Annotated in this window: 21 protein-coding genes and 1 tRNA gene; 9 read left to right on the forward strand and 13 right to left on the reverse strand. The window is 74.8% G+C overall.

Going from position 1 to position 21686, the window contains the following annotated elements:
• Positions 1–35: 35 nt before the first annotated feature.
• The 5 genes from G9H72_RS21240 to nth all read right to left on the reverse strand — a co-directional run bounded on the left by G9H72_RS21240 (position 36) and on the right by nth (position 4414).
• Positions 36–1016 (reverse strand): intradiol ring-cleavage dioxygenase, encoded by a 981-nt coding sequence (locus G9H72_RS21240; protein WP_166167467.1) that lies wholly within the window; start codon positions 1014–1016, stop codon positions 36–38.
• A 104-nt stretch (positions 1017–1120) separates the two neighbouring features.
• The gene (locus G9H72_RS03765) at positions 1121–1702 is read right to left on the reverse strand and encodes a hypothetical protein (RefSeq protein WP_166167470.1); all 582 of its coding nucleotides are present in this window, start codon (positions 1700–1702) and stop codon (positions 1121–1123) included.
• Entirely contained in the window at positions 1699–2880 is a 1182-nt protein-coding gene (locus tag G9H72_RS03770; protein ID WP_166167473.1) for a MarP family serine protease, read from the reverse strand. Before G9H72_RS03770 ends, G9H72_RS03765 begins: the two co-directional genes overlap by 4 nt.
• Positions 2877–3581: an NUDIX hydrolase gene (locus G9H72_RS03775; RefSeq protein WP_331271949.1), complete on the reverse strand. Its 705-nt coding sequence runs from the start codon at positions 3579–3581 to the stop codon at positions 2877–2879. The genes G9H72_RS03770 and G9H72_RS03775 overlap by 4 nt, the downstream gene beginning before the upstream one ends.
• Complete coding sequence (gene nth / locus G9H72_RS03780) at positions 3578–4414, reverse strand: endonuclease III (protein WP_331271950.1); 837 nt, start codon at positions 4412–4414, stop codon at positions 3578–3580. The genes G9H72_RS03775 and nth overlap by 4 nt, the downstream gene beginning before the upstream one ends.
• 143 nt (positions 4415–4557) lie before the next feature.
• On the opposite strand from nth, the gene G9H72_RS03785 reads away from it, so the two are divergent.
• Together G9H72_RS03785 and G9H72_RS03790 are read left to right on the forward strand one after the other, a co-directional pair.
• Positions 4558–5106, forward strand: coding sequence for an RsiG family protein (locus G9H72_RS03785; RefSeq protein WP_196790635.1), 549 nt, complete (start codon positions 4558–4560; stop codon positions 5104–5106).
• A 128-nt stretch (positions 5107–5234) separates the two neighbouring features.
• A complete protein-coding gene (locus G9H72_RS03790) occupies positions 5235–5930 on the forward strand; it encodes a Crp/Fnr family transcriptional regulator (RefSeq protein ID WP_331271951.1) in 696 nt (231 codons plus the stop codon).
• A 9-nt stretch (positions 5931–5939) separates the two neighbouring features.
• On the opposite strand, the gene G9H72_RS03795 is transcribed toward G9H72_RS03790, so the two are convergent.
• Entirely contained in the window at positions 5940–6248 is a 309-nt protein-coding gene (locus G9H72_RS03795; protein ID WP_166167476.1) for an antibiotic biosynthesis monooxygenase family protein, read from the reverse strand.
• A gap of 233 nt (positions 6249–6481) precedes the next feature.
• On the opposite strand from G9H72_RS03795, the gene G9H72_RS03800 reads away from it, so the two are divergent.
• A complete protein-coding gene (locus G9H72_RS03800) occupies positions 6482–8089 on the forward strand; it encodes an APC family permease (RefSeq protein WP_166167479.1) in 1608 nt (535 codons plus the stop codon).
• A 19-nt stretch (positions 8090–8108) separates the two neighbouring features.
• Here the strand turns inward: G9H72_RS03800 and G9H72_RS03805 are convergent, their stop codons facing one another.
• Positions 8109–8951 carry a hypothetical protein gene (locus tag G9H72_RS03805; RefSeq protein ID WP_166167482.1) on the reverse strand — a complete coding sequence of 281 codons (843 nt, stop codon included), beginning with the start codon at positions 8949–8951 and terminating at the stop codon, positions 8109–8111.
• 4 nt (positions 8952–8955) lie between these two features.
• Positions 8956–9696, reverse strand: coding sequence for a CDP-alcohol phosphatidyltransferase family protein (locus G9H72_RS03810; protein WP_231126195.1), 741 nt, complete (start codon positions 9694–9696; stop codon positions 8956–8958).
• A gap of 260 nt (positions 9697–9956) precedes the next feature.
• Between G9H72_RS03810 and G9H72_RS03815 the strand changes: the two genes are divergently transcribed.
• Positions 9957–12314, forward strand: coding sequence for a DUF3376 domain-containing protein (locus G9H72_RS03815; protein WP_166167485.1), 2358 nt, complete (start codon positions 9957–9959; stop codon positions 12312–12314).
• Positions 12315–12321: 7 nt separating this feature from the next.
• Here G9H72_RS03815 and G9H72_RS03820 read toward each other — a convergent pair whose 3' ends face one another.
• The 3 genes from G9H72_RS03820 to G9H72_RS20880 are packed head-to-tail and all read right to left on the reverse strand — an operon-like array spanning position 12322 to position 13748.
• The gene (locus tag G9H72_RS03820; RefSeq protein ID WP_407939540.1) at positions 12322–13077 is read right to left on the reverse strand and encodes an MBL fold metallo-hydrolase; all 756 of its coding nucleotides are present in this window, start codon (positions 13075–13077) and stop codon (positions 12322–12324) included.
• Between the two features lie 12 nt (positions 13078–13089).
• Positions 13090–13593 carry a RidA family protein gene (locus G9H72_RS03825; RefSeq protein WP_331271953.1) on the reverse strand — a complete coding sequence of 168 codons (504 nt, stop codon included), beginning with the start codon at positions 13591–13593 and terminating at the stop codon, positions 13090–13092.
• Entirely contained in the window at positions 13590–13748 is a 159-nt protein-coding gene (locus G9H72_RS20880; RefSeq protein ID WP_166283477.1) for a DUF4177 domain-containing protein, read from the reverse strand. Before G9H72_RS20880 ends, G9H72_RS03825 begins: the two co-directional genes overlap by 4 nt.
• A 71-nt stretch (positions 13749–13819) precedes the next feature.
• Here G9H72_RS20880 and G9H72_RS21245 point away from each other — a divergent pair, with 71 nt between their 5' ends.
• Together G9H72_RS21245 and G9H72_RS21250 are read left to right on the forward strand one after the other, a co-directional pair.
• The gene (locus tag G9H72_RS21245; RefSeq protein ID WP_231126196.1) at positions 13820–14857 is read left to right on the forward strand and encodes an ArsA-related P-loop ATPase; all 1038 of its coding nucleotides are present in this window, start codon (positions 13820–13822) and stop codon (positions 14855–14857) included.
• On the forward strand, positions 14854–16110 hold the full coding sequence (locus G9H72_RS21250; protein ID WP_331271954.1) for an ArsA family ATPase: 1257 nt from the start codon (positions 14854–14856) through the stop codon (positions 16108–16110). The genes G9H72_RS21245 and G9H72_RS21250 overlap by 4 nt, the downstream gene beginning before the upstream one ends.
• A gap of 53 nt (positions 16111–16163) precedes the next feature.
• Here G9H72_RS21250 and G9H72_RS03835 read toward each other — a convergent pair whose 3' ends face one another.
• Positions 16164–16481 carry a WhiB family transcriptional regulator gene (locus G9H72_RS03835; RefSeq protein ID WP_166167491.1) on the reverse strand — a complete coding sequence of 106 codons (318 nt, stop codon included), beginning with the start codon at positions 16479–16481 and terminating at the stop codon, positions 16164–16166.
• A gap of 547 nt (positions 16482–17028) precedes the next feature.
• Between G9H72_RS03835 and G9H72_RS03840 the strand changes: the two genes are divergently transcribed.
• The 3 genes from G9H72_RS03840 (at position 17029) to G9H72_RS03850 (ending at position 20257) form a co-directional block, all read left to right on the forward strand.
• Positions 17029–19203: a transglycosylase domain-containing protein gene (locus tag G9H72_RS03840; RefSeq protein WP_166167493.1), complete on the forward strand. Its 2175-nt coding sequence runs from the start codon at positions 17029–17031 to the stop codon at positions 19201–19203.
• A complete protein-coding gene (locus tag G9H72_RS03845; RefSeq protein ID WP_231126197.1) occupies positions 19200–20114 on the forward strand; it encodes a metallophosphoesterase in 915 nt (304 codons plus the stop codon). Before G9H72_RS03840 ends, G9H72_RS03845 begins: the two co-directional genes overlap by 4 nt.
• A gap of 69 nt (positions 20115–20183) precedes the next feature.
• A tRNA-Pro gene (locus G9H72_RS03850) sits at positions 20184–20257 on the forward strand.
• Positions 20258–20350: 93 nt separating this feature from the next.
• On the opposite strand, the gene G9H72_RS03855 is transcribed toward G9H72_RS03850, so the two are convergent.
• Entirely contained in the window at positions 20351–21643 is a 1293-nt protein-coding gene (locus G9H72_RS03855) for a cation:proton antiporter domain-containing protein (protein WP_166167496.1), read from the reverse strand.
• Positions 21644–21686 lie beyond the last annotated feature (43 nt).

Here is a 21686-nt window from a genome sequence, read left to right on the forward strand (position 1 = left end):
ACCGCCTTCGTCCCCGTGGCGCCGCGGACGTCACCTCACCCGCCCGCCGCCGGCCGCCCCCCGCTCGGCGGCTGCCCGCCCATGCCGCCCGGCGCCCCGCCACCACTGGGCGGCTGCCCGCCCCCGGTCGGGGTGGTCCTGGTGTCGACGCGGACCGGCAGGGAGACGGTGAGCCCGGCCGACACGTCCCCGGTGACGGTTGCGAGCTGCAGCGCCCCGCCGTCGTCGCCGAAGACGTTGTCGCTGTCGAGGCTGACCTTCGCGAGGTTCGTCACCGAGGCCTCGTAGCCGGGCTGGGCGTACACGGTCTCGCAGGTCGACCTGGGGAGCGCGACCTGCGACGTGGCGATCACGTTCGCCACATCGGTGATGCTGTCGGCGTCCGGATAGACCTCGAAGTGGATGTGAGGCCACCGCCCGTCGTAGCAAGCGGGAAAGACGCTGGTGAACCGCACCGTGCCCGCGGAGTCGGCGATCTGCACGCCGCGCAGGAAGTTCTGGTCCGTGACGCCGTCGGAGTACATCGAGTAGCCGCCCTCGCGAGTGCAGTGCCACACGTACACCGCCACCCCCTCGAAGGGGGAACCGCCGTTCGCGAGATCCGCAACCGTGAGCTCCAGCGTCATCGGCACGCCCTCGGCCGTCCCCGAGGAGTCGCCGAAGCTGGAGCGGATGTCGCTGCGCACGATGCCGCTCTCCTCGAGCACGTCCGGGCCGTTCGACCCGTCCCCGGGGTACGGCCCGGCGGTCTCGTCGGGGATCTCGCCGGTCGCGGAGGTGCTTGCGGTGGCGCTGGGCGTGCTGCCGGTCGTCGCGCTCGCGGAGGAGGCGGCGGACGACGTGCCGCAGGCCGCGAGCCCCAGCCCCAGCGCGCCGAGGCCGAACGCGCGCAGCGCCTGCCTCCGCCCGAGCAGGGTCCCGATGTCGAACCCGAGGCCCTGGTCCACGACCTCCTCGTCCGGTCGCGGCAGCACACGGCCCTCGTAGGTCGGTGTCGATGTCTGGCGCTGGGTCACGGCGGCCCCCTCGTGGTCGGTCCTTGGTGACACCACCTTCTGCGCCCAGCCCGGCACGGCTCTGTCACGAGGCTGTGGGTCGGCTGTGACGCGCTGAGCAGACGCTAAGAGCCGTCGGACCAGGCGTACCAGCCGTCGCCGAGCGGCCGCCACCAGGACAGCGAGAGGTAGCCCTCGTCCGCCAGCCGCTGCAGCCCGCCCTCGGGCAGGTAGGCGAACCCGGCCCGTCCCGTGCCCCCGTCGCCGGTCGCCTCGTCCATCAGCACGCCGCCCGGGACCGGCTCGAGCGAGGTGATCGTGTACGTCCCCAGCCGCAGCGGGGTGGGCTCGCCGTTGCCGCTGGCGAGCACCCGGCGCGCGGCGGCGTCGAGCTCCCCCCGGCCCAGCTCCCACCGCGCGCGCAGCGGCCCGTCCGCGACGGCGAGGCCGAGCACGAGGGCGCCGGCCACCGGCGCGACGAGGAACCACCAGGACCACGGCGCGCGGAGCACGCGGTTCGCGACGAGCCGCCCGGCCCAGACGAGGGCGCCGGCGGCCAGGCCGAGGACGCCGACGAGCCACCACGCCGTGTGCCGACCCGGGTACGAGCCCGACCACAGGTAGGCCGCGGCCGGCAGGACGAGCAGGGCGTGGAACGGCCAGCGGGGGACCGTGCCCCGCTCCTGCTCGCGCCGGGGGCGCGTCACGCCGCGCACGCCCTCGTGTCCACCGCCTTCGTGGCGGCGCGCGCCCCGTCGGCGACCGGCGAGAGCTCGGCGACGGTGAGGGCGTACCCGGTCTCGGCGTCGTCGACGGACTTGGCGAACACCATGCCGATCACGCCTCCGGACGGGGACAGCAGCGGGCCGCCCGAGTTGCCCGGCTGGATGCGGGCGTACAGCGAGAGCACCTCGCGGCTGACGGTCCGGGTGTTGTAGATGTTCGGCCCGCGGGCCTGGATGACCTCGCGCACGCGGGCGGCGTCGAGCCGGAACGGCCCGCCGCGCGGGAAACCGGCGACCACTCCGGAGTCGCCGCGCCCCGCGCCGTCCACCAGCGGCAGCGCCTTCGCCTCGAGGTCGGGGACGTAGAGGACGGCGACGTCGCGGGTGAAGTCGAAGGCGACGACGCGCGCCTTGTAGACCTCGCCGACGCCGCCGACCTGCACGGTCGGCTGCGTCACGCCGGCGACGACGTGCGCGTTGGTGAGCACGTGGTGCTGGGCGTAGACGAACCCGCTGCCCTCGATGCGCCGGTCGCAGTCCTTGGAGGAGCCACTGACCTGCACGATGCTGCGGCGGGCGGCGGCGATGCCGCGGGTCTGCACGACGCCCGCGTCGGGCGGCTCCACCGGCAGGATCCGCTCGGGAGCGAGGCCGCCGAAGACCTGCGGGAAGGACCCGTCGTCGAGCAGCGTGCGGAACGAGGAGAAGAAGTGCTGGCTCGTGTCGGGCATCGCCGAGTCGACCGCGCGCAGCACGTGCGACTCCCCGACCGCCTTGGACAGCCGCGGCAGCTCGGCCCCGCGGACGGCCGTGCCGAGGAACCACGTCACGACGAGCAGCCCCAGCACGCTCAGCAGCGCGCCCAGCGCTGAGTCGACGAGCCGGGCCGGGCCCCAGACGAGGAGGCGGCGCAGCCGCCCCCCGACGCCGGTGAGCAGCAGCTGCCCGAGCACGGCGGCGACCACCACCACCGAGGCCGCGGCGAGCACCTGCCCCGGCCCGGGGCTCCAGTCACCCACGACCCGCGGGGTGAACACCATCGCGGCGACACCACCGCCGAGGAAGCCGACGAACCCGAGCACGGCGACGAGGAAGCCCTGGCGGAAGCCGGACAACGCGAACGAGACGATCGCGACCACCAGCGCGATGTCGAGGATCACGCCCCGTCGCCCCCGCTCGGCCCGCCGTCCGGCACCGGGACCTCCGTGGGCGGCAGCGTGGTCGAGATGTCCAGGGGCTCGGCCGTCTGGTCCCACGGGCGGTCCCAGCCGGCGAGGCGCAGCACCGAGGCGAGCAGGCTGCCCGTGAACCCCCAGACGAGCAGCCCGCGGACGCGGAACGCAGGCCCGACGAAGCCGCTGGACGGGTGCAGCACGCGGAGCCGGTTGGCCGGGTCGACGAGCTCGGCGACGGGCACGCGGTGGACCGACGCCACCTCCGCGGGATCGCCCGGGGCCACCGCGCTGGGCGTACGCCACCAGCCGAGCACCGGCGTCACGAGGTAGCCGCTCGGCGGCAGGAAGAGCGCGGGCAGCTCCCCGAGCACCGCGACGCCGCGCGGGTCCAGCCCGGTCTCCTCGGCGGCCTCGCGCAGCGCGGCCTCGACCGGCCCGGCGTCCTCCTCGTCGAGGCTGCCGCCGGGGAAGGCGACCTGGCCGGGGTGGTGGCGCAGCCCCTCGGCCCGCTGCAGCAGCAGGACGTCGACGCCGTCGGGCCCGCCGCCGAACAGCAGCAGCACCGCCGAGGCCCGGCCGCCCTCGGCCGGGACGGGGTGGCGGCTGAAGTCCTCGCGACGGCCGCCGCGCACGACGCGCGACAGCGGGGCGAGCGCCTCCGGCAGGTCGGAGGCGTCCGAGCTCACGCGAGCGTCCCGAGCGGGGACACGTCCTCGGAGTGCGCGCCGGCGGGCGCCTCGAGCTGCGCAGGCGGCACGTCCTTGACCAGCTTGCGCGCCTTCTCCGGGTCGGTCTCGCCGGTGCCGTACGCCGGGCAGAGCCGGGCGACCGGGCAGGCGCCGCACGCGGGCTTGCGGGCATGGCACGTGCGCCGGCCGTGGAAGATCAGCCGGTGGCTGAGCATCGTCCAGTCGCGCTTGTCGAACAGCGAGCCCACCTCGTGCTCGACCTGGACCGGGTCCTCGGAGGCGGTCCAGCCGAAGCGCCGGGACAGCCGGCCGAAGTGTGTGTCGACCGTGATCCCCGGGATGCCGAAGGCGTTGCCCAGCACGACGTTCGCGGTCTTGCGCCCGACGCCGGGCAGGGTGACGAGGTCCTCGAGCCGGTTGGGCACCTCGCCGTCGAAGCGCTCGACGAGCGCCTGGCCGAGCCCGATGACCGACTGCGTCTTGGCCCGGAAGAAGCCGGTCGGCTGCAGGATCGTCTCGAGGTCCTCGCGGTCGCCCGACGCGAAGTCGGTCGCCGTGCGGTACTTGGCGAACAGGCGCGGCGTCACGGAGTTGACCCGGACGTCGGTCGTCTGCGCGGACAGCACGGTGGCGACGAGGAGCTCGAGCGGATTGGTGAAGTCCAGCTCGCAGTGCGCGTCGGGATAGCGCTCGGCGAGCACCCGGTTGATCCGGCGCGCCCGCCGGACCAGGGCGGTGCGCGACTCGCCGGTCGGAGGCTCCCCTGTCGGCGGTGCCGCGGGCCCGGTGGCCGGGGTCGACGCTCGGGCGGATCGGGAACGCGGCGGCACGGGTGCCAGCCTACGGCGCCCGGGGTGGGTCGTCCGGGTGACCTGGCGCCCTAGCGCCTCAAGCAGTTTGGCGTCAAGGTCGAATTATTCCTCGTCAACGGGCGGTCGTCGCCCCGACCGCCCGTCACTCTAGGAGGCACCACATGTCCGCATCGACGGACCATCCGGCCGGAACGGACGTCCGGAACCCGGCGGGGCCGGTCCGCCGCGGCAGCCAGCCCGCCCCCGCGCGGGTCCCGGCACTCGCGCACCTCTCGCTCGCCCAGCTGCGGGCGTACCGCTCCGACCTCGGCAACGAGGAGAGCCGTGTCTCCTACTGGCGCCGGCTCGTCCAGGCCCGCTGCGACGTGCTCGACTCCGCCCGGCTGCACCGCCCGGACCGGCTGCGCGACGTGCTGGCGCACGGCCAGTCCGGCCCGGCCCGCTCGGCCTTCCTCACCCTCGAGGCGGCCGCTGCCCTGCCCGACCTCGAGGCCCTGCCCGAGCTGCCCGACCTCGTCGCGCTGTGGTCGGCGGTGGACCCGGAGGACAACGAGGCGCGGGCCGAGCTGATGGGCCGGCTGGCGGCCGCGGACGAGGCGCTCTCGGCGTACCGCAAGGGGCTGCACGAGCGGCTCGACCTCGCCACCCGCGAGCTCGTCGCGCGGTACGCGGAGGACCCTCGCCAGTGCCTGGTGGCGCTGCCGCTCTGACCGGCGCGCACGGCAGGGGCGCGCCGGACGGGCCGCGCGCCCCGGTTCCCGGTACCCCGCCGGAAGTTCGGCCAAGATCCGGCGGGGTGCCTCGGTTCCCCGCCGCCGGGTGGGGCAGACTTGCGGCCGTGAGCAGCGACGAGGCTCAGGTCAACGACCACGTACGCCGGGCTCCGCTCTTCGCGGCCCTCGACGACGAGGCCGCCCGAGAGCTGCGCGCCACCATGGAGGAGCGCCATCTCTCCCGCGGCGACATCCTGTTCGGCGAGGGCGACGAGGGCTCGACCCTCTTCGTCGTGACCGAGGGCAAGATCAAGCTCGGGCGCACCGCCGCCGACGGCCGCGAGAACCTCCTCGGCGTCCTCGGGCCCGGCGAGATGTTCGGCGAGCTGTCCGTGTTCGACCCCGGGCCGCGCACCGCGACGGCCACCGCGGTCACCGAGACCACGCTCATCGGGCTCGGCCACGAGGACCTCGACAAGTGGATCCGCGGCCGCCCCGAGGTGGCCTACACGATGCTGCAGTCGCTGGCGCGCAGGCTGCGCCGGACCAACGAGTTCCTCGCGGACCTCGTCTTCAGCGACGTGCCCGGCCGCGTCGCCAAGGCCCTGCTCGACCTCGCCCGCCGCTTCGGCGTCCAGGGCGACGAGGGCGTCCACGTCACCCACGACCTCACCCAGGAGGAGCTGGCCCAACTGGTCGGCGCCTCCCGCGAGACGGTCAACAAGGCGCTGGCCGACTTCCAGCAGCGCGGGTGGATCCGGCACGAGGCACGGGCCGTGGTGCTGCTCGACGTCGACCGGCTGGCGCGCCGCGCCCGCTGAGCCGGCGGGTCAGACGCCGCCCGGCAGGTCGGCCAGGTGCGCGTCGAACGCCACCGTCGACTGCTCGCCGCGCAGGAACCCCTGCGCGACGATCCGCTCGACGGTCGCGAGGTACGCCGATGAGGCGGCGAGCGCCTCGGCGTCCGCCCGCGTCTTCCACAGGGTGACGACCACGCAGTCGTCTCCCTCCCGGCCCATGAGGACGCCGGCGTAGCCCGGCTGCGACCGGAACATCGGGTACGACACCTCGCGGGCGAACCGCTCGTACTCCGCGGCCCGGTCCTGCTCGACCCGCGTACGCCACACCCGCACGATCACGTCGGCTCCTTCCGTCAGCCCCCGCAGGCCGTCCGGGCAGCATCCTGCCGGGTCCGCACCGTCCCCGACGCGGGCCGCCGCAACGGCATCCGGGCCCGGAGGCCGTCAGCACGACCCCCAGGTTCGGACGCGGGTACCGGCCGTGCGTCGGCGAGCGCCTGCCGGTGGCCAGCCTCTACGCTGCCGAACTCCAGCCCGGAGCGACTGTCGCGGGCGCACACCGAGGGGACCGCATGAGCACTCCCGCGCGCCAGAGCAGCGCAGACAGCGCAGACAGCGCCGACAGCGCAGACAGCGCCGGCCTGGCCGAGTTCGGCTACGCCGAGCGGCTGGACCGCAGCATCGGCCGGTTCTCCAGCTTCGCGGCCGGGATCAGCTACATCTCGATCCTCACCGGGACCTTCCAGCTGTTCTACTTCGGCTACAGCGGAGCCGGCCCGTCGTACGTCTGGTCCTGGCCGATCGTCTTCGTCGGCCAGCTGATGGTCGCCCTCTGCTTCGCCGAGCTGGCCGCGCGCTACCCCGTGGCCGGGTCGGTCTACAACTGGGCCAAGAAGCTCGGCACCGCGACGACGGCCTGGCTGGCCGGCTGGACGATGATGGTCGCCTCGATCGTGAGCATCGCCGCCGTCGCGCTGGCGTACCAGATCACGCTGCCGCAGCTCTGGTCCGGGTTCCAGGTCTGGGGCGACGGCACGGGGACGTACGACTTCGCCGTCAACGCCGTGATCCTCGCCGGCGTGCTGATCCTGTTCACCACGGTGGTCAACGCGTACGGCGTGAAGCTCATGACGCGCATCAACAGCACCGGTGTGATCATCGAGCTGGTCGCCGCCGTGCTGATCATCGTCCTGCTCGCCTTCGCCGCCCGCCGCGGGCCGGACGTGGTCACCCAGACCAACGGCGCCGGCGAGGGGCAGTCGCTCGGCTACCTGGGCGCGTTCCTGGTGGCCTCGATCGCCTCGGGCTACGTCATGTACGGCTTCGACACCGCCAGCTCCCTGGGCGAGGAGACGGTCGACCCGCGCCGCACGGCCCCCAGCGCGATCCTGCGCGCGATCAGCGCGTCGTTCGTCCTCGGCGGGCTCATCCTGCTGCTCGCCGTCATGGCCGTGCGCGACGTGAAGGACCCGGCGCTCGGGTCGAGCACCGGCGGCCTGCAGTACGTGATCCTGCAGGCGCTGCCCGGCGGTGTCGGCAAGGCCTTCCTCGTGTGCATCGTCATCGCGATCACCGTCTGCGCGCTCGCCGTCCACACCGCCGCCATGCGGCTGATGTTCGCCATGGCCCGCGACAACAACCTGCCCGCCAGCCCCAAGCTCGCCGCCGTCCACCCGACGCACAAGACCCCGGTCACCGCGGCCGTCGTCATCGGGCTGCTCGCGATGGCCATCCTGCTGGTGAACATCCGGCAGCCGCAGATCTTCACCGTCGTCACGAGCATCGCGATCGTGATGGTCTACCTGGCGTACCTGCTCGTCACGGTCCCGATGCTGGTCCGCCGCCTGCGCGGCGACTGGCCGGGCACCGCCGCCACGGGCCCCGACGGCCGGCGCTACTTCTCCCTCGGCCGGTGGGGCCTGCCGGTCAACGTCCTCGCGGTCCTCTGGGGCGGCTCGATGGCGCTCAACATCGCCTGGCCGCGCCGGTCGGTCTACAACGCCACCGAGCCGTACCACTGGTACCTGCAGTGGGGCGCGTTCGTCTTCGTCGGCGCGATCATGCTCGGCGGCCTCGCGTACTACCTCGGCCGGCAGCGCTCGCGCACCGGCGTGCTCCCCGAGCACGCCGTCGTCCTCCCCGCGGGCCGGCCGCTGGCGCTGGAAGGCGAGGGCAGCTGAGCCGCGGCCCTCGCGGCGGTCAGCGCGCGGCGGGGGCGGCCAGCGCCTGCGGGTCGAAGCGGGCCAGCAGCACCGCCCCCGTCGCCGCCAGGACGACACCGAGCAGGGAGACCGGCAGCCAGCCGTCGCGCACCGCGTCGCCCAGCAGGGCCATGCCCACGAGTGACGGCCCCGCGGTCTGGCAGAGGACCATCGCCCCCGTCGCCGTGATCGCCGAGCCGCGCTGCATGGCGGCCGAGTAGAGCAGGAACGCGACGGTCCCGCCGGCCAGCAGTGAGTACGTCGCCGGGTCGCTCAGGACGTCGGGCGGGAGGAACGTCGGGAGCACCCGCCCGGAGACCGCCACGACGGCGAACCCCATCCCGGACACCAGCCCGAGCAGGAGGGCGCCGCGCGTCCCGGACGCCCGCCCGGCCAGCGCGCCGGCGAGGACGATCCCGGCCACGACGGCCAGCAGCCAGGCGCGCTCCGCCGCCGAGGTCGTCACCTCCCCCTCCTCGCCGCCGCCCAGCGCGAGCAGGGCCAGCCCGGCGCAGACGGCGGCCACCGCGGCGTACTCCTGGCGGTTGAGCGGGGCCTTGAGCAGGCGGGCGCTGAGCAGGGCGGTCACCGCGACGCTCGACCCGATGACCGCCTGGGCGAGGAACAGCGGCATCAGCCGCAGCGCGGCGAAGTGCAGCCCGAACCCGGCGAGGTTGAGCGCCAGCGCCGCGACGAACTCGGGGTGGCGCAGCATGCGCAGCAGCAGCCGCGGGTCGACCGCGTCCGTGACCTGCTCGCGGCGGGCGGCCATGGCCTGCAGCAGCGCGGCCACCCCGAAGGCGACGGCCGCCGTGAGCGCCGTGAGGAAGCCGAGCGCCATGCCGCTACTCGGCCGTCGGGCCGGCGGCCGCCGGCTCGAGCTCGCGGGCGGGGGGTGAGGCCCCCCGGGACCGGCGCCTGGCCGTGAGCCAGAGGCTGAGCCCCACGTAGTAGACGATGTAGGCCAGCGACAGCCCGATCACCACGTCGCTCGGCTCGGGCATCTGCACGAGCAGCACGGCGTACGCGATCAGCCAGAGAGTGCTCAGGACCAGCGTGGGCGCGCGCAGCGTCACCGTCCGCGACGGATAGACGTAGCCGATCGGGACGAAGACCAGGGCCGAGCAGACCAGCAGGATCACCGAGACCGCGGTCGGCCCCAGGCCGAGCACGACCGCGTAGAACGCCACGACGTTCCAGTAGCTCGGGAAGCCCAGGAAGAGGTGGTCGTCGGTCTTGGCGTCCACGCGGCAGAACTGGTAGGTCGACGCGAGCAGCGGGATCGCGGCCAGGACGGTGCCCGCATGCCCGTCGGGCAGGTAGCCCCCGCTCCAGAGCAGCAGCATGGGGGCGAACGCGTAGGTCAGGTAGTCGACGATGTCGTCGAGGCGTGCCCCGTCGAACTCGGGCACGCGCTCCTTGACGCGGACGCGACGGGCCAGCATGCCGTCCGTGCCGTCGATGATGAGCGCGGCCAGCATGAGCCAGAGCGCGCGGACGGCGTCCCCGTCGAAGGCGGCCAGGACGATGAGCAGCGCGATGGCGGCCCCGCTGGCGGTGTACGCGTGCACCGCCCACGCGCCCACCCGCGGCCACACGGTGGTGTCAGTGCTGATCTCGCCCTCGCCTCACGCGTCCGCGGGCGGCTGAGGAGCCCGCCCGACCCTCGCTCGTTGGATGCCGTCGGAACCCCGAACGCTACGGGGGCCCGGCGACCGCGGCCAGTGCCACGCCCGAGCCCGGCAGCGGGCCACGGTCACACAGCGAGCATGGCAGCACATTCCGGGCTCGCGGAGTTGCCTTCTCCCAGGACGCGGACACGTGCACGGCGCTACCTTCGGCGACCATGGAGCAGCCGACCGAGGTCAGGGTCGCCCTCGTGATGAACGGCGGCGTCTCGCTCGCCGTCTGGATGGGCGGCGTCGCGCACGAGATCGACCTCCTCCGGCGGGCGTCACAGGACATCCTGCCCCCGCCCGCCGACTCCCCCGACCTCGCGGTCTACGACGCCTGGCGCGAGCTGTGCCACCGGCTGAACGTCACGGTGGCCGTCGACGTCGTGGCCGGCACGAGCGCCGGCGGGCTCAACGGGGCGCTGCTCGCCACCGCCATCGGGCGCGGGGCTCCGCTGCCCGCGCTCAAGCAGGTGTGGAGCGAGGTCGCCCAGCTGAGCCGGGGCCGGCTGCTGCGCGCCGACGCGCGGTCCGCGCAGCCGAGCCTGCTCGACGGCGGCTACTTCGCCGAGAAGGTCCGGGAGGTCTTCGGGCAGGTCGGCGGCGGAGGCACGGACGAGGAGTCCGCGACCCCGGTCACCCTCTTCGTCACCGCGACCGCGCTCGGCGGGCCTGACCCCTGCGTCGTGGACTCGAGCAACGACGCCTTCGCGGTGGCCGACCACCGCCGGCTCTACCGGTTCAGCCACGACAGCCCCCGGCGCCGCTACGTGCCGGCCGGGCCCGGCGACCTTCCCGACGACCCGGTGGCGCTGTTCCCGCGCGCCGACCAGCAGGCCGGGTTCGCCGACACCGCGGCGCTGAGCCGGGCGGCCCGGGCGTCGGCCGGCTTCCCCGTCGCGTTCGAGCCGGTGCCCGAGCGCGACGCGGAGGTCGACCTGCGCGACTACCGCGTACGCCCGCGGCCCGACGGCCCGGCCACCTGGCTGATGGACGGCGGCGTGCTGGACAACGCGCCGTTCGACCCCGTCCTCGACGAGATCGCGCGGCGTCCGGTCGACCGGCCGTGGAAGCGCGTGCTCGCGTACGTCATGCCATCGGGGTCCGAGCCCTCGCAGCCCGCCGCTGCCGACTCCGAGCTCCCGCCCCAGCCTCCCTGGCTGCGCGTGCTGCTCACCTCGCGCGGGCTGCCCGGCGAGGCCGACCTGCGCAACGACATCGAGCGGCTGCGGGCGCTGTCCCGGGAGGCAGAGCGCTGGGCCCGCCAGCCGCAGCTGCTGTTCGCCGGGCTGCGCGACGGGCGGGAGACGCGCGCCGACTGCCTGGCCGCCGCCCGCCAGCTGCTGCCCGCGTACCGGCAGTCCCGGGTCGACGGCGGTGTCGTCGACGCGCTCTGGGTCTGGGCCAACGGCAGCGACGCGGCCCCCGTCACCCTCGGCCAGATCGCGCCGCTCCCGCCGGACGACGCCCGCGGCTGGGTCCCCGGCCCCGGCGAGGACGCGTTCGAGCGGGCCGCGATCGCGTGGGAGTGGGGCAACGCGGTCGCCGACCGGGCGCTCCGCCTCATGCTGCGCGACGTCGGTGGCTCCCGCACGGTCACGCCCGCCGAGCGCGAGCGGTGCCTGCAGCGGCTCAGCGACGTCCTCGAGTGCGTGGCGGCGCTGCGTGAGCAGGTCAACGCGGGCATCGCCCGGGCCGCGGACCGGTCCGGCCCGGCCGACGCGCTGCGCGCGATCAACGCCGCGGTCGAGGCCGCCGACGTCCCCCGCGTGCTGTGCGCGCTCGTGGGAGCCGGGGCCCGGGCCTATGCGCTCGCCGTGCACGGCAGCGAGGACGCCGCGAGCGAGGTCGTCGTGGACGCCCTCGTCGTCGAGGTGCTCACCCGGGCCTTCGCCGGCCACCAGGCCTTCGAGCGGCCGGTCGGCTTCGACTTCCTGCGGCTCGGGCCCGACGTGGAGAGCCCGGTCGTCCCCGGCCCGGTCGACCCCTCGCTCGAGCCCGACCCGGGGCCGCGCAAGCTCTGGGGGACGCAGCTGCTGCACTTCGGGGCCTTCGGCCGTCCGGAGTGGCGGCAGCAGGACTGGCTCTGGGGGCGGCTCGACGGGGCCGCGCACCTGGCCCGCATGCTCGTGCACGCGAGCGACGCGGCCGGCCCGTCCGCCGTGCCGGAGGCGACCGCAGCGCTGCAGCAGGCCGTCCTGCGGGCGGAGTCGTCCTCGCCGCAACAGGTCACCGCGCACCTGCGCCAGCTGCTCACCCAGCAGACCGGCGGGCAGCTGGCCGGCTGGCGGGCCGACGAGGCGGGCCGCGACACCCTGTCCGACACCGTCGAGGCAGCCCTGCAGCTGCTGCGTACGCGCGACCCCGCCGTCCCGGGCGCCGTCTCGCGGCTGGGCAGCTTCGCGACCACCGTCCTGGCCGACCGGCTGCCTCCCGAGCTCCGGCGCAACCCGCTGCGCCGCGTGGCGCACGGCGCCGCGGGGCCGCTCGTGCGGCGGCGCTTCCGGCGGTGGGTACGCGGCGAGGAGTGAGCCGGCCTCACTGCCCGCGCAGGTACGCCATCGCCCCGCGCGTGGAGTGCAGCGCCGCGCGCCGCAGCCCGGGCGCCAGCCCGGGGTAGACCTGCTGCACCACGTCCTCGGCGGTGGCGGCGCCAGCGGCGAGGGCGGCGCGTACCTGCTCGACCCGGTCCATGCGGTGCTGCAGCAGCTGCCCGGCCGCGTCGGCGATCGACGGCACGACCGGGCCGTGGCCGGGCAGCGCCGGAAGCCCGCCGAGTGCGCGCAGTCGCTCCAGCGAGCCGAGGTACGCCCCCAGCCGGCCCTCGACGACCGTCGGCCCGCGCCCCAGCACCGTGTCGCCGGTCACGATCGCCGGCGCCGCCGGGTCGTCGACCAGCAGGCAGACCGAGTCCTCGGTGTGGCCCGGCGTGGCGAGGACGCGGGCGGGCAGGCCGGGGACGGGGAGAGCCGCGCCGTCCGCGAGCGGCCCGGTGCCGGCGCAGAGCCCGGCGGCGTACGCCGTGACGGGGCAGCCGGTCAGCTCGCGCAGCCGCGCGGCCCCCTCGGCGTGGTCCGCGTGGGCGTGGGTGAGGACCGCGAGCAGGACCGGGCCGTGGGCCGCGACCCGCCCCAGGTGCGCCTCGTCGGCCGGACCCGGGTCCACGACGACCAGCCCGTCACCGGCGCGCAGCAGCCAGGTGTTGGTGCCCTCGAGCGTCATCGGGCCGGGGTTCGGCGCCCGCACCAGCGTGGCCCACCCGGGCACCACCCCGGCCGCCGGTTCCACGGGAATCCAGCTGCGGCGTCAGCCGGCGGGAAGCGCCGGCGTGACCTCGACGACGAGCTCGACCTCGACCGGCACGTCGCGCGGCAGCACGGCGACCCCGACCGCGCTGCGCGCGTGGCGGCCAGCCTCGCCGAAGACCTCCCCGAGCAGCTCGCTCGCCCCGTCGACGACCCCCGGCTGGCCGGTGAACCCGGGAGCGGAGGCGACGAACCCGACGACCTTGACGACGCGGACGACCGCGTCGAGGCCGCCCACGGCTGACGCGACGGCTGCGAGCCCGTTGAGCGCGCAGACCCGGGCGAGCTGCTTGGCCTGCTCCGGGGACACCTCCGCGCCCACCTTGCCGGTCGTGGCGACCTGCCCGTCGACGAGCGGGATCTGCCCGGCGGTGAAGACGAGCGAGCCCGTGCGCACTGCGGGCAGGTACGCCCCGGCGGGCGCCGGAACCGGCGGCAGCGTGAGCCCGAGCGCGGCCAGCCGCTCCTCGGGCCGGGCGAAGGGCTCGCCCGCGGCAGCCGTCACGCCTTCTCCCGCTTGAGGTATGCGACCAGCTGGTCGCCGCCCCCCGGGCCGGGCACGACCTGGACCAGCTCCCAGCCGTCCTCGCCCCAGTTGTCGAGGATCTGCTTGGTCGCGTGCACGAGCAAGGGCACCGTCGCGTACTCCCACTTGGCCATGGCCGCACCCTAGTGGGACACCGCGAACGGGCGGGAGAGTGCTCCCGAGCGTCCGGCTAGGCTCGCGCACCATGCCGTCCGCTGCCGAGGCCCCCGGAGGCCGCCCGCACGGGGCGGCGCCCGCGGGCCCGCACTGGCCCGGCGTGCGGCTGCACGTCGTGACCGGCAAGGGCGGGACCGGCAAGACGACGGTCGCGGCGGCGCTGGCCGTCGCGATCGCCTGGGGTGGCCGGCGCGTCCTGCTCTGCGAGGTCGAGGGCCGGCAGGGCATCGCCCGCCTCTTCGACGTCCCGCCGCTGCCCTACGAGGAGCGGACGGTCGCCGTCGCCCCGGACGGCGGCGAGGTGTTCGCGCTGCCGGTGGACGCCGAGCAGGCGCTGCTGGAGTACCTCGAGCTCTTCTACAAGCTGGGGCGGGCGGGCAAAGCGCTGCGCCGGATGGGGGCGGTCGACTTCGCCACGACGGTCGCGCCCGGGCTGCGCGACGTCCTGCTGACCGGCAAGGCCTACGAGGCGGTGCGCCGGCGCGGCCCGGACGGCGCCCCGACGTACGACGCGGTCGTGCTCGACGCGCCCCCCACCGGCCGCATCACCCGCTTCCTCGGGGTGCACGCCGAGGTGGCCGACCTGGCGAAGGTGGGCCCCATCCGCGGGCAGGCGGACTCGATCATGGAGATGCTGCGCTCGCCGCAGACCGCCGTCCACCTGGTCACCCTGCTGGAGGAGATGCCGGTGCAGGAGACCGCGGACGCCGTGCAGGAGCTCACCGCCGCAGGGCTGCCGGTGGGCGGCATCGTCGTCAACCGGGCACGGCCGCCGCTGCTGACCGACCCCACCCTGGAGGCCGCCGCGCGCGGCACGCTCGACCGGGAGGGCATCGCCGCCGGCCTCGCCGCCAGCGGGGCGCCGTCCGACCCCCGCGTCGTCGACGCACTGCTCGCCGAGGGGCGGGCGCACGCCGAGCGGGTCGCGCTGGAGCGCGCCGAGCGCCGCGCGGTCGACGCCCTGGGGCCGCGGGCCTACACGCTGCCGCTGCTGCCCGACGGCGGGGACCTCGGCGGGCTGTACGCGCTGGCGGCCGCGCTGCGCGAGCAGGGGGCGTACTCGTGACGGGCGAGGCCCACCCGGAGGACGCCGCTGCCGGCGCGCCCTTCGACAGCGTGCCCGAGCGGCCGCGCCCGGAGCCGGGCGCCCCGCCCCGGCTCGACCTCGACCGCACGCTGCGCGACCCGGCCACGCGGGTCGTCGTGTGCTGCGGCTCCGGCGGGGTCGGCAAGACCACCACGGCGGCCGCGCTGGCGCTGCGCGCCGCCGAGCAGGGGCGGCGGGTGGTCGTGCTGACCATCGACCCCGCGCGCCGGCTGGCGCAGGCGCTCGGGCTGCGCGAGCTCGACAACACCCCGCGCCGGGTCGAGGGCGTCGGTGGTGTCACCGGCGGTGCTGCGGACGGCGGTGCTGTGGACGAGCAGGGCGCGGGCGGCAGCCTCGACGCGATGATGCTCGACATGAAGCGGACGTTCGACGAGGTCGTGCTGGCCCACGCCTCGCGCGAGCGGGCCGAGCAGATCTTCGCGAACCCGTTCTACCAGTCACTGTCCTCGAGCTTCTCGGGGACGCAGGAGTACATGGCCATGGAGAAGCTCGGCCAGCTCGTCGCCACCGGGCGGTGGGACCTCATCGTGGTCGACACCCCGCCGAGCCGGTCCGCACTGGACTTCCTGGACGCGCCCCGCCGACTGGGGTCGTTCCTGGACGGGCGGTTCCTGCGAGTGCTGATGGCTCCGGCCAAGGCCGGGGGCAAGGTCTACCTCAAGGCCTTCAGCGCCGGGCTCAGCGTGGTCACCGGCACGGTCACCAAGCTGCTGGGCGCGTCGCTGCTGCGCGACGTGCAGGGCTTCGTCGCCGCGATGGACACGATGTTCGGTGGCTTCCGGGAGCGGGCCGAGGCGACGTACCGGCTGCTCGCGGCGCCGGGGACGGCCTTCGTGGTGGTCGCGGCGCCCGAGCGGGACGCGCTGCGTGAGGCGTCGTACTTCGTGGACCGGCTGGAGCGCGAGCGGATGCCCTTGGCCGGCCTGGTGCTCAACCGGGCCCACCTGGACCCGGCGCCGGAGCTGTCGGCCGAGCGCAGCGTGGCGGCGGCCGAGGTGCTGGAGGAGGCGGGGAGCCACCCGGTCACGGCGGCCCTGCTCCGGCTGCACGCGGACCGGGTCCGGCTGGCCGAGCGGGAGCGGCGCCTGGCGGCCCGGTTCACCGCCGCGCACCCGCGCACCCCGGTGGCCCGGGTGCCCGCGCAGCCGGTGGACGTGCACGACCTGGCCGGGCTGCGGGTCATCGGCGCGGCGCTTGCGGTGCCGGCGTGAGCTCGCTGCTGCGGGCGGGCTGCCGTCGGCGTCGGACGCGCCGCCGGCGGGGGTCAGGCGGAGCGACGGGCCGCGGGGACCGCTTCGATGCCGCCGCTCTCGAACTCCGAGCGTGCGGTGGACAGGAGGGCCTTCCAGGAGGTGACGTTCGGGCGGCGGCGCAGCAGCGCGCGACGCTCACGCTCGGTCATCCCGCCCCAGACGCCGAACTCGGTCCGGTTGTCCAGCGCGTCGGCCAGGCACTCGGTGCGCACGGGGCACCCGCTGCACACGGCCTTGGCGCGGTTCTGAGCAGCGCCCTGCACGAACAGAGCGTCCGGGTCGGCGGTGCGGCAGGCACCACGCGAAGCCCAGTCCTCGTTCCACGTCATGGCGGTCCTCCCCGTCAGGCGGTTTCACCAGTGACGGTAGGTTCGAGGCGCGCGCCGACGACAGCCCCGGACGGGGCAGATCTCCATAGCCCGATATGACTAGCCCGTTAGGGCTAGCGACTGGTCACGGGCTATCTACATCTCTCGTACGGATGCACCAGCGGTCCGCCCGCGCCGGCCCCCATTGTCCCGACTTCGGGCGGCTTCCGCAGCCGGTTGAGCCGTTCGGCCCACCCCCTCCGTGCTCCTGCGGGCGCCTGGTCCCGGGCCGTGCGGCGTGGCCATCCAGAAAGCCGTCCCGGCGCCCCGGCGCCCCTCCCACGCCCGTCGGGCGCCCGCGTCAGGCGCGGGCGAGCCCCCGCGCCCGCCCTTGCGCGCCCGCCCGGCGACGCGGAACCACCCGTTCGGAGCACGACGCGCCCTCGCCACGTTGTCCCTGCGTGCGCCTCTCCTCCCCCGCGTCCCGGCCCTCGCCCCCGGGCCGACCTGCCACCACTCCGCCTGCGCGAGCGCTGCCGCTCCCCGCCCCGGCACGTACCCTGAGCCAATGACCCCGCTGCTGCGCAGCGCCGTCGCCACCCGGCGCGTCCTCGTGTTCGTCGTCCTCAGCGCCGTCGCCGGCCTCCTCGTCGGGGGGCTCGTCCTTCCCGTCGCGGGCGGCGTCGGCCTCCTGGCCCGGGCCAGCTCGGAGCAGTTCCAGGACCTGCCGAGCGACTTCGAGGAGACGCCGCTCCCGCAGACGACGCGGATGCTGACGGCCGACGGCAAGCTGATCGCCCGGTTCTACGACCAGGACCGCAAGGTCGTGTCCCTGGACCAGGTCAGCAAGCGGATGAAGCAGGCACAGCTGGCCATCGAGGACTCCCGCTTCTACGAGCACGGCGGCGCGGACCTGCGCGGCCTGGCCCGCGCGGCGCTCAACAACGCCAGCGGCGGCGGCACGCAGGGCGCCTCGACGCTGACCCAGCAGTACGTCAAGCTCGCGCTCGTCTACAAGGCGCGCCAGGAAGGCGACGAGGAGGCCGAGCGCGCCGCGACCGAGGAGACGGTGGGGCGCAAGCTGCGCGAGCTGCGCTACGCCGTCGCCCTCGAGGAGAAGTACTCCAAGGACGAGATCTTCGAGCGCTACCTCAACATCGCCTACTACGGCGCCGGCGCATACGGCATCGAGACCGCGGCCAACCGCTACTTCAGCAAGCCGGCGAGCAAGCTGACGCTCGAGGAGTCGGCGCTGCTGGCCGGCCTGGTGCAGCGGCCGAACGCCACCAGCCCGGACAAGAAGGAGAACCGCGACGCGGCGATCGAGCGGCGCAACGTCGTGCTCAACCGCATGGCCGAGCTGGGGATGATCAGCCAGACCGCGGCAGCCCGGGCCAAGGCGAAGAAGCTCGTGCTCAAGGAGAGCAACCAGCGCCTCGACTGCGAGCAGGCCTCCAAGCCGTACCAGTTCTTCTGCGACTACGCGAAGAGCGTCTTCCTCAACGACAAGCGGTTCGGGTCGACCTACCAGGCCCGCTACAACCGGCTCTACGGCGGCGGCCTCACCATCCGCACGACGCTCGACAGCCGGATGCAGAACGCCGCCCTGGACGCGGTGCACGAGTGGGTCGACCGCGAGGACCCGGTGGCCGGCGTCGTCGCCATGGTCGAGCCCGGCACCGGCGACGTGAAGTCCATCGCCATCAGCAAGGACTACGGGCGCGGCCCCGGCCGGACCAAGGTCAACCTCGCACTCGGCGCCCCGCTCGGCGCCTCGAAGGGCACCCTCGCCGGGTCGACCTTCAAGATCTTCGTGACCGCCGCGGCCCTGGAGAAGGGGTACGGCTTCTACCACTCGATCTACTCCCCGGCGCAGCTGCGATCCGTCCGCTCCATGGAGACGTGCGACGGCAGCGCGTACGACCCGGGCTGGCAGCCGAAGAACGAGTCCGCGTCCGAGAACGGCAGCTACACCCTCGAGCGCGCCCTCGAGGACTCGGTGAACACCTACTTCGTGCAGCTCGAGGAGCAGATCGGGCTGTGCGAGCCGGTCACCCTCGCCGAGAAGATGGGCGTGCTGCGCGCCGACACCGGCGAGAAGCTCCAGCAGGTGCAGTCCTTCACCCTGGGCACCAACAACGTCGCGCCGCTGAACATGGCCGCGGCCTACGCCACCTTCGGCGCCCGCGGCAAGTACTGCCCCGCGTGGCCGGTCTCGGACATCGACGACCCGAAGCGCCCCAACTTCGAGTACCCGCGGCCCGAGTGCAAGCAGGTCCTCGACGAGGAGGTCGCCGACGCGGTCAACTACCTGGCCGAGCGCGTCGTCGACTCCGGCACGGGCACCGCGGCCAACATCTCCGGCCGCGACGTCGCCGGCAAGACCGGCACCACCAACGGCAAGCAGCAGGCGTGGTTCATGGGCTACACCCCCGAGATCGCCGCCGCGTCGGTCGTCTGGAACCCCTCGCCCCCGCGCGGCGGCTACAGCCTCACCGGCAAGACCATCGGCGGCCAGTACTACTACGACGTCTTCGGCGGGTCGCTGCCCGCGCCCATGTGGCAGGACGCCGTGGGCGCGGCGCTCGACGCGGTCGACGCCCCGTCGACGGACTTCGTCCGCCCGCAAGGCAAGTTCTTCTCCGGCGGCTCCTACAGCTCGAGCTACCGGCACCGGTCCGGCAACAGCTGGAGCTCCAGCGGCAACAGCTGGTCCGGCTCCGGCGACGACGAGGACGAGTGAGGGCCGGGCGCCTGCCGCTGGCCAGGACGACGGCGACGCTGGCCGCGCTCGGGGCGGCGGGGCTGGCGTACGGCGCGGGCTACGAGGCGCGCTCGTTCCGGCTGCGCCGGGTCGAGGTCCCCGTGCTCGCGCCCGGCGCGCGCCCGCTGCGGGTGCTGCACCTGTCCGACCTGCACGTCCTGCCCCGGCAGGGGCGCAAGATCGAGTGGGTACGCCGGCTCGCCGCCCTCGAGCCCGACCTGGTCGTCGACACCGGTGACAACCTCGCCGGCCTCGACTCCGTGCCGGCCGCGCTGGACGCCCTCGGCCCGCTGCTGGAGAAGCCCGGCGTCTTCGTGTTCGGGTCGAACGACTACATCGCGCCCCAGTTCCGCAACCCCTTCGTCTACCTGCGCGAGGGGGGAAGCACCGGGCCTGACGACAAGCCGCGGAACGGCGTGGCGCTGCCGTGGCAGGACCTGCGCGACGCGCTGGCCGATGCCGGCTGGGTCGACCTCGACAACAGCCGCGCCCGGCTGGCCGTTGACGGGCGCGACCTCGAGCTGGTCGGCGTCGACGACCCGCACATCGGCCGCGACCGCTACGCGGACGTGGCCGGGCCCGCGGACCCCGCCGCCGATCTCACGCTGGGGGTCGCGCACGCGCCCTACCGCCGGGTCCTCGACGCGATGTCCGCGGACGGGGCGGGCCTGATCCTGGCCGGCCACACCCACGGCGGCCAGCTGCGCGTCCCGTTCTCCCCGGCCGCGCTGGTCACCAACTGCGACCTGCCCCGCTGGCAGGCCCGCGGCCTCTCCCGCTGGGGCGGCTCCTGGCTGCACGTCTCGGCAGGGCTGGGCAGCTCGCCCTACGTCCCCGTCCGCTTCGCCTGCCCGCCGGAGGCGACGCTGCTGACGCTGGTCCCGGCGTGATCTGAGCCTCGAAGGGCGGATACGAGGGCGAGTCCGCGCTCCGCGTCCGCTATCCTTTCCGAGTTCCACCGGGGTGTGGCGCAGCTTGGTAGCGCGCTTCGTTCGGGACGAAGAGGTCGTGGGTTCAAATCCCGCCACCCCGACAGCACGAGGGCCGTGTCCGCCAGCCGGGCACGGCCCTCGGCGTCTTCCCGGCCTCTGGCCGGGGGGCGGCGTCGCAGCGGCGTCCCCGCAGCTCACACGTGCTCGCGCGCGACCTGCTCGTCCGACGGTGTGCCCCGTGTCCACCACCGCGCACGGCGAAGCCGCAGCGCGTCCAGGTGGCTGACGGCCGGCGTCGCCGTCACGCCGTGCAGCATCACCGAGAACGCGACGGTGAAGCCGACGACGGCCCACAGCTCGCGCGCCGGGAACGCGGCCGACTCCAGCGCGTAGGCCAGGTAGTACAGCGAGCCGATCCCGCGTACGCCGAAGACACCGACGACGACGCGCTCGCGCCGGCCGGCCGGGCTGCCGACCAGCGACAGCGTGCCGACGAGCGGGCGCACGACCAGGACCAGCAGAACCCCGACCAGCGCGAGCTGCCAGGTCAGCGCGCCGAGCAGCCCGTCGGCGAAGGCGACACCGAGCAGCAGGAGGAGCCAGGCGGTGAGCAGCCGCTCGACCTGCTCGACGAAGCCGTGCATCACCCCGTGGTAGCCGTGGGACCGCTCGGCGGCGCGGATGGAGCAGGCCGCGACGAACACGGCGATGAAGCCGTAGCCGTGGCAGAGCTCCGTGACGCCGTAGGCGAGGAAGGTCACCGCAAGCGCCACGAACCCGTCGGCGTGCTCGGAGAGCCGGAGCGCGTTGGCCCGGGCGCGGAAGAATGCACGGCCGAGCAGCCGGCCCACTACGAGCCCGCCCACGACCCCGACGACGACCCGTACCAGCAGGTCCTCGACGGCCCAGCCCCCGACCCGGTCGGCGACCGCGCCGTGACCGGCCAGGGCGATCGCGAGCATGACGAACGGGAAGGCCAGCCCGTCGTTGAGCCCCGCCTCGCTCGTCAGGGCGAACCTGACCTCGTCCTCGCTCTCCTCGGCGTCGGTGGGCTCGCCAACCTGCACGTCGCCGGCGAGCACCGGGTCGGTCGGCGACAGCACCGCGCCGAGCAGCAGCGCGGACGCGGCAGGCAGGCCGGCGACGGCCCACCCGAGCCAGGCGACCAGGGCGATCGTCACGGGCATCGCGATGAGCAGGAGCCGCCAGGTGGTCGCCCAGCGCCGCCACGCGAAGGGCCGGTCGAGCGCCAGGCCAGCGCCCATCAGGGAGACGATGACCACGACCTCGGCGGCGTGCTCGACGAAGGGGCCGTGTTCGACCGGGTCGAGCTCGGGCAGGCCGACGGGGAGCAGGCCGACGACGACGCCCGCCGCGAGGAAGGCCAGCGGCAGGCTGAAGGGCCGCTGCTCAAGCACGCGCGGGAGCGCCGCGGCCAGCAGGGCGCCTGCGCCGGCGAGGGCGAAGATGAGATCGGGTACGTCCACCGGCACCGAGCCTGCCCACCCGGGGCCGCGGCTAGGCCTCCCG

The sequence above is a fragment of the Motilibacter aurantiacus genome, assembly GCF_011250645.1.
GTDB lineage: Bacteria > Actinomycetota > Actinomycetes > Motilibacterales > Motilibacteraceae > Motilibacter_A > Motilibacter_A aurantiacus.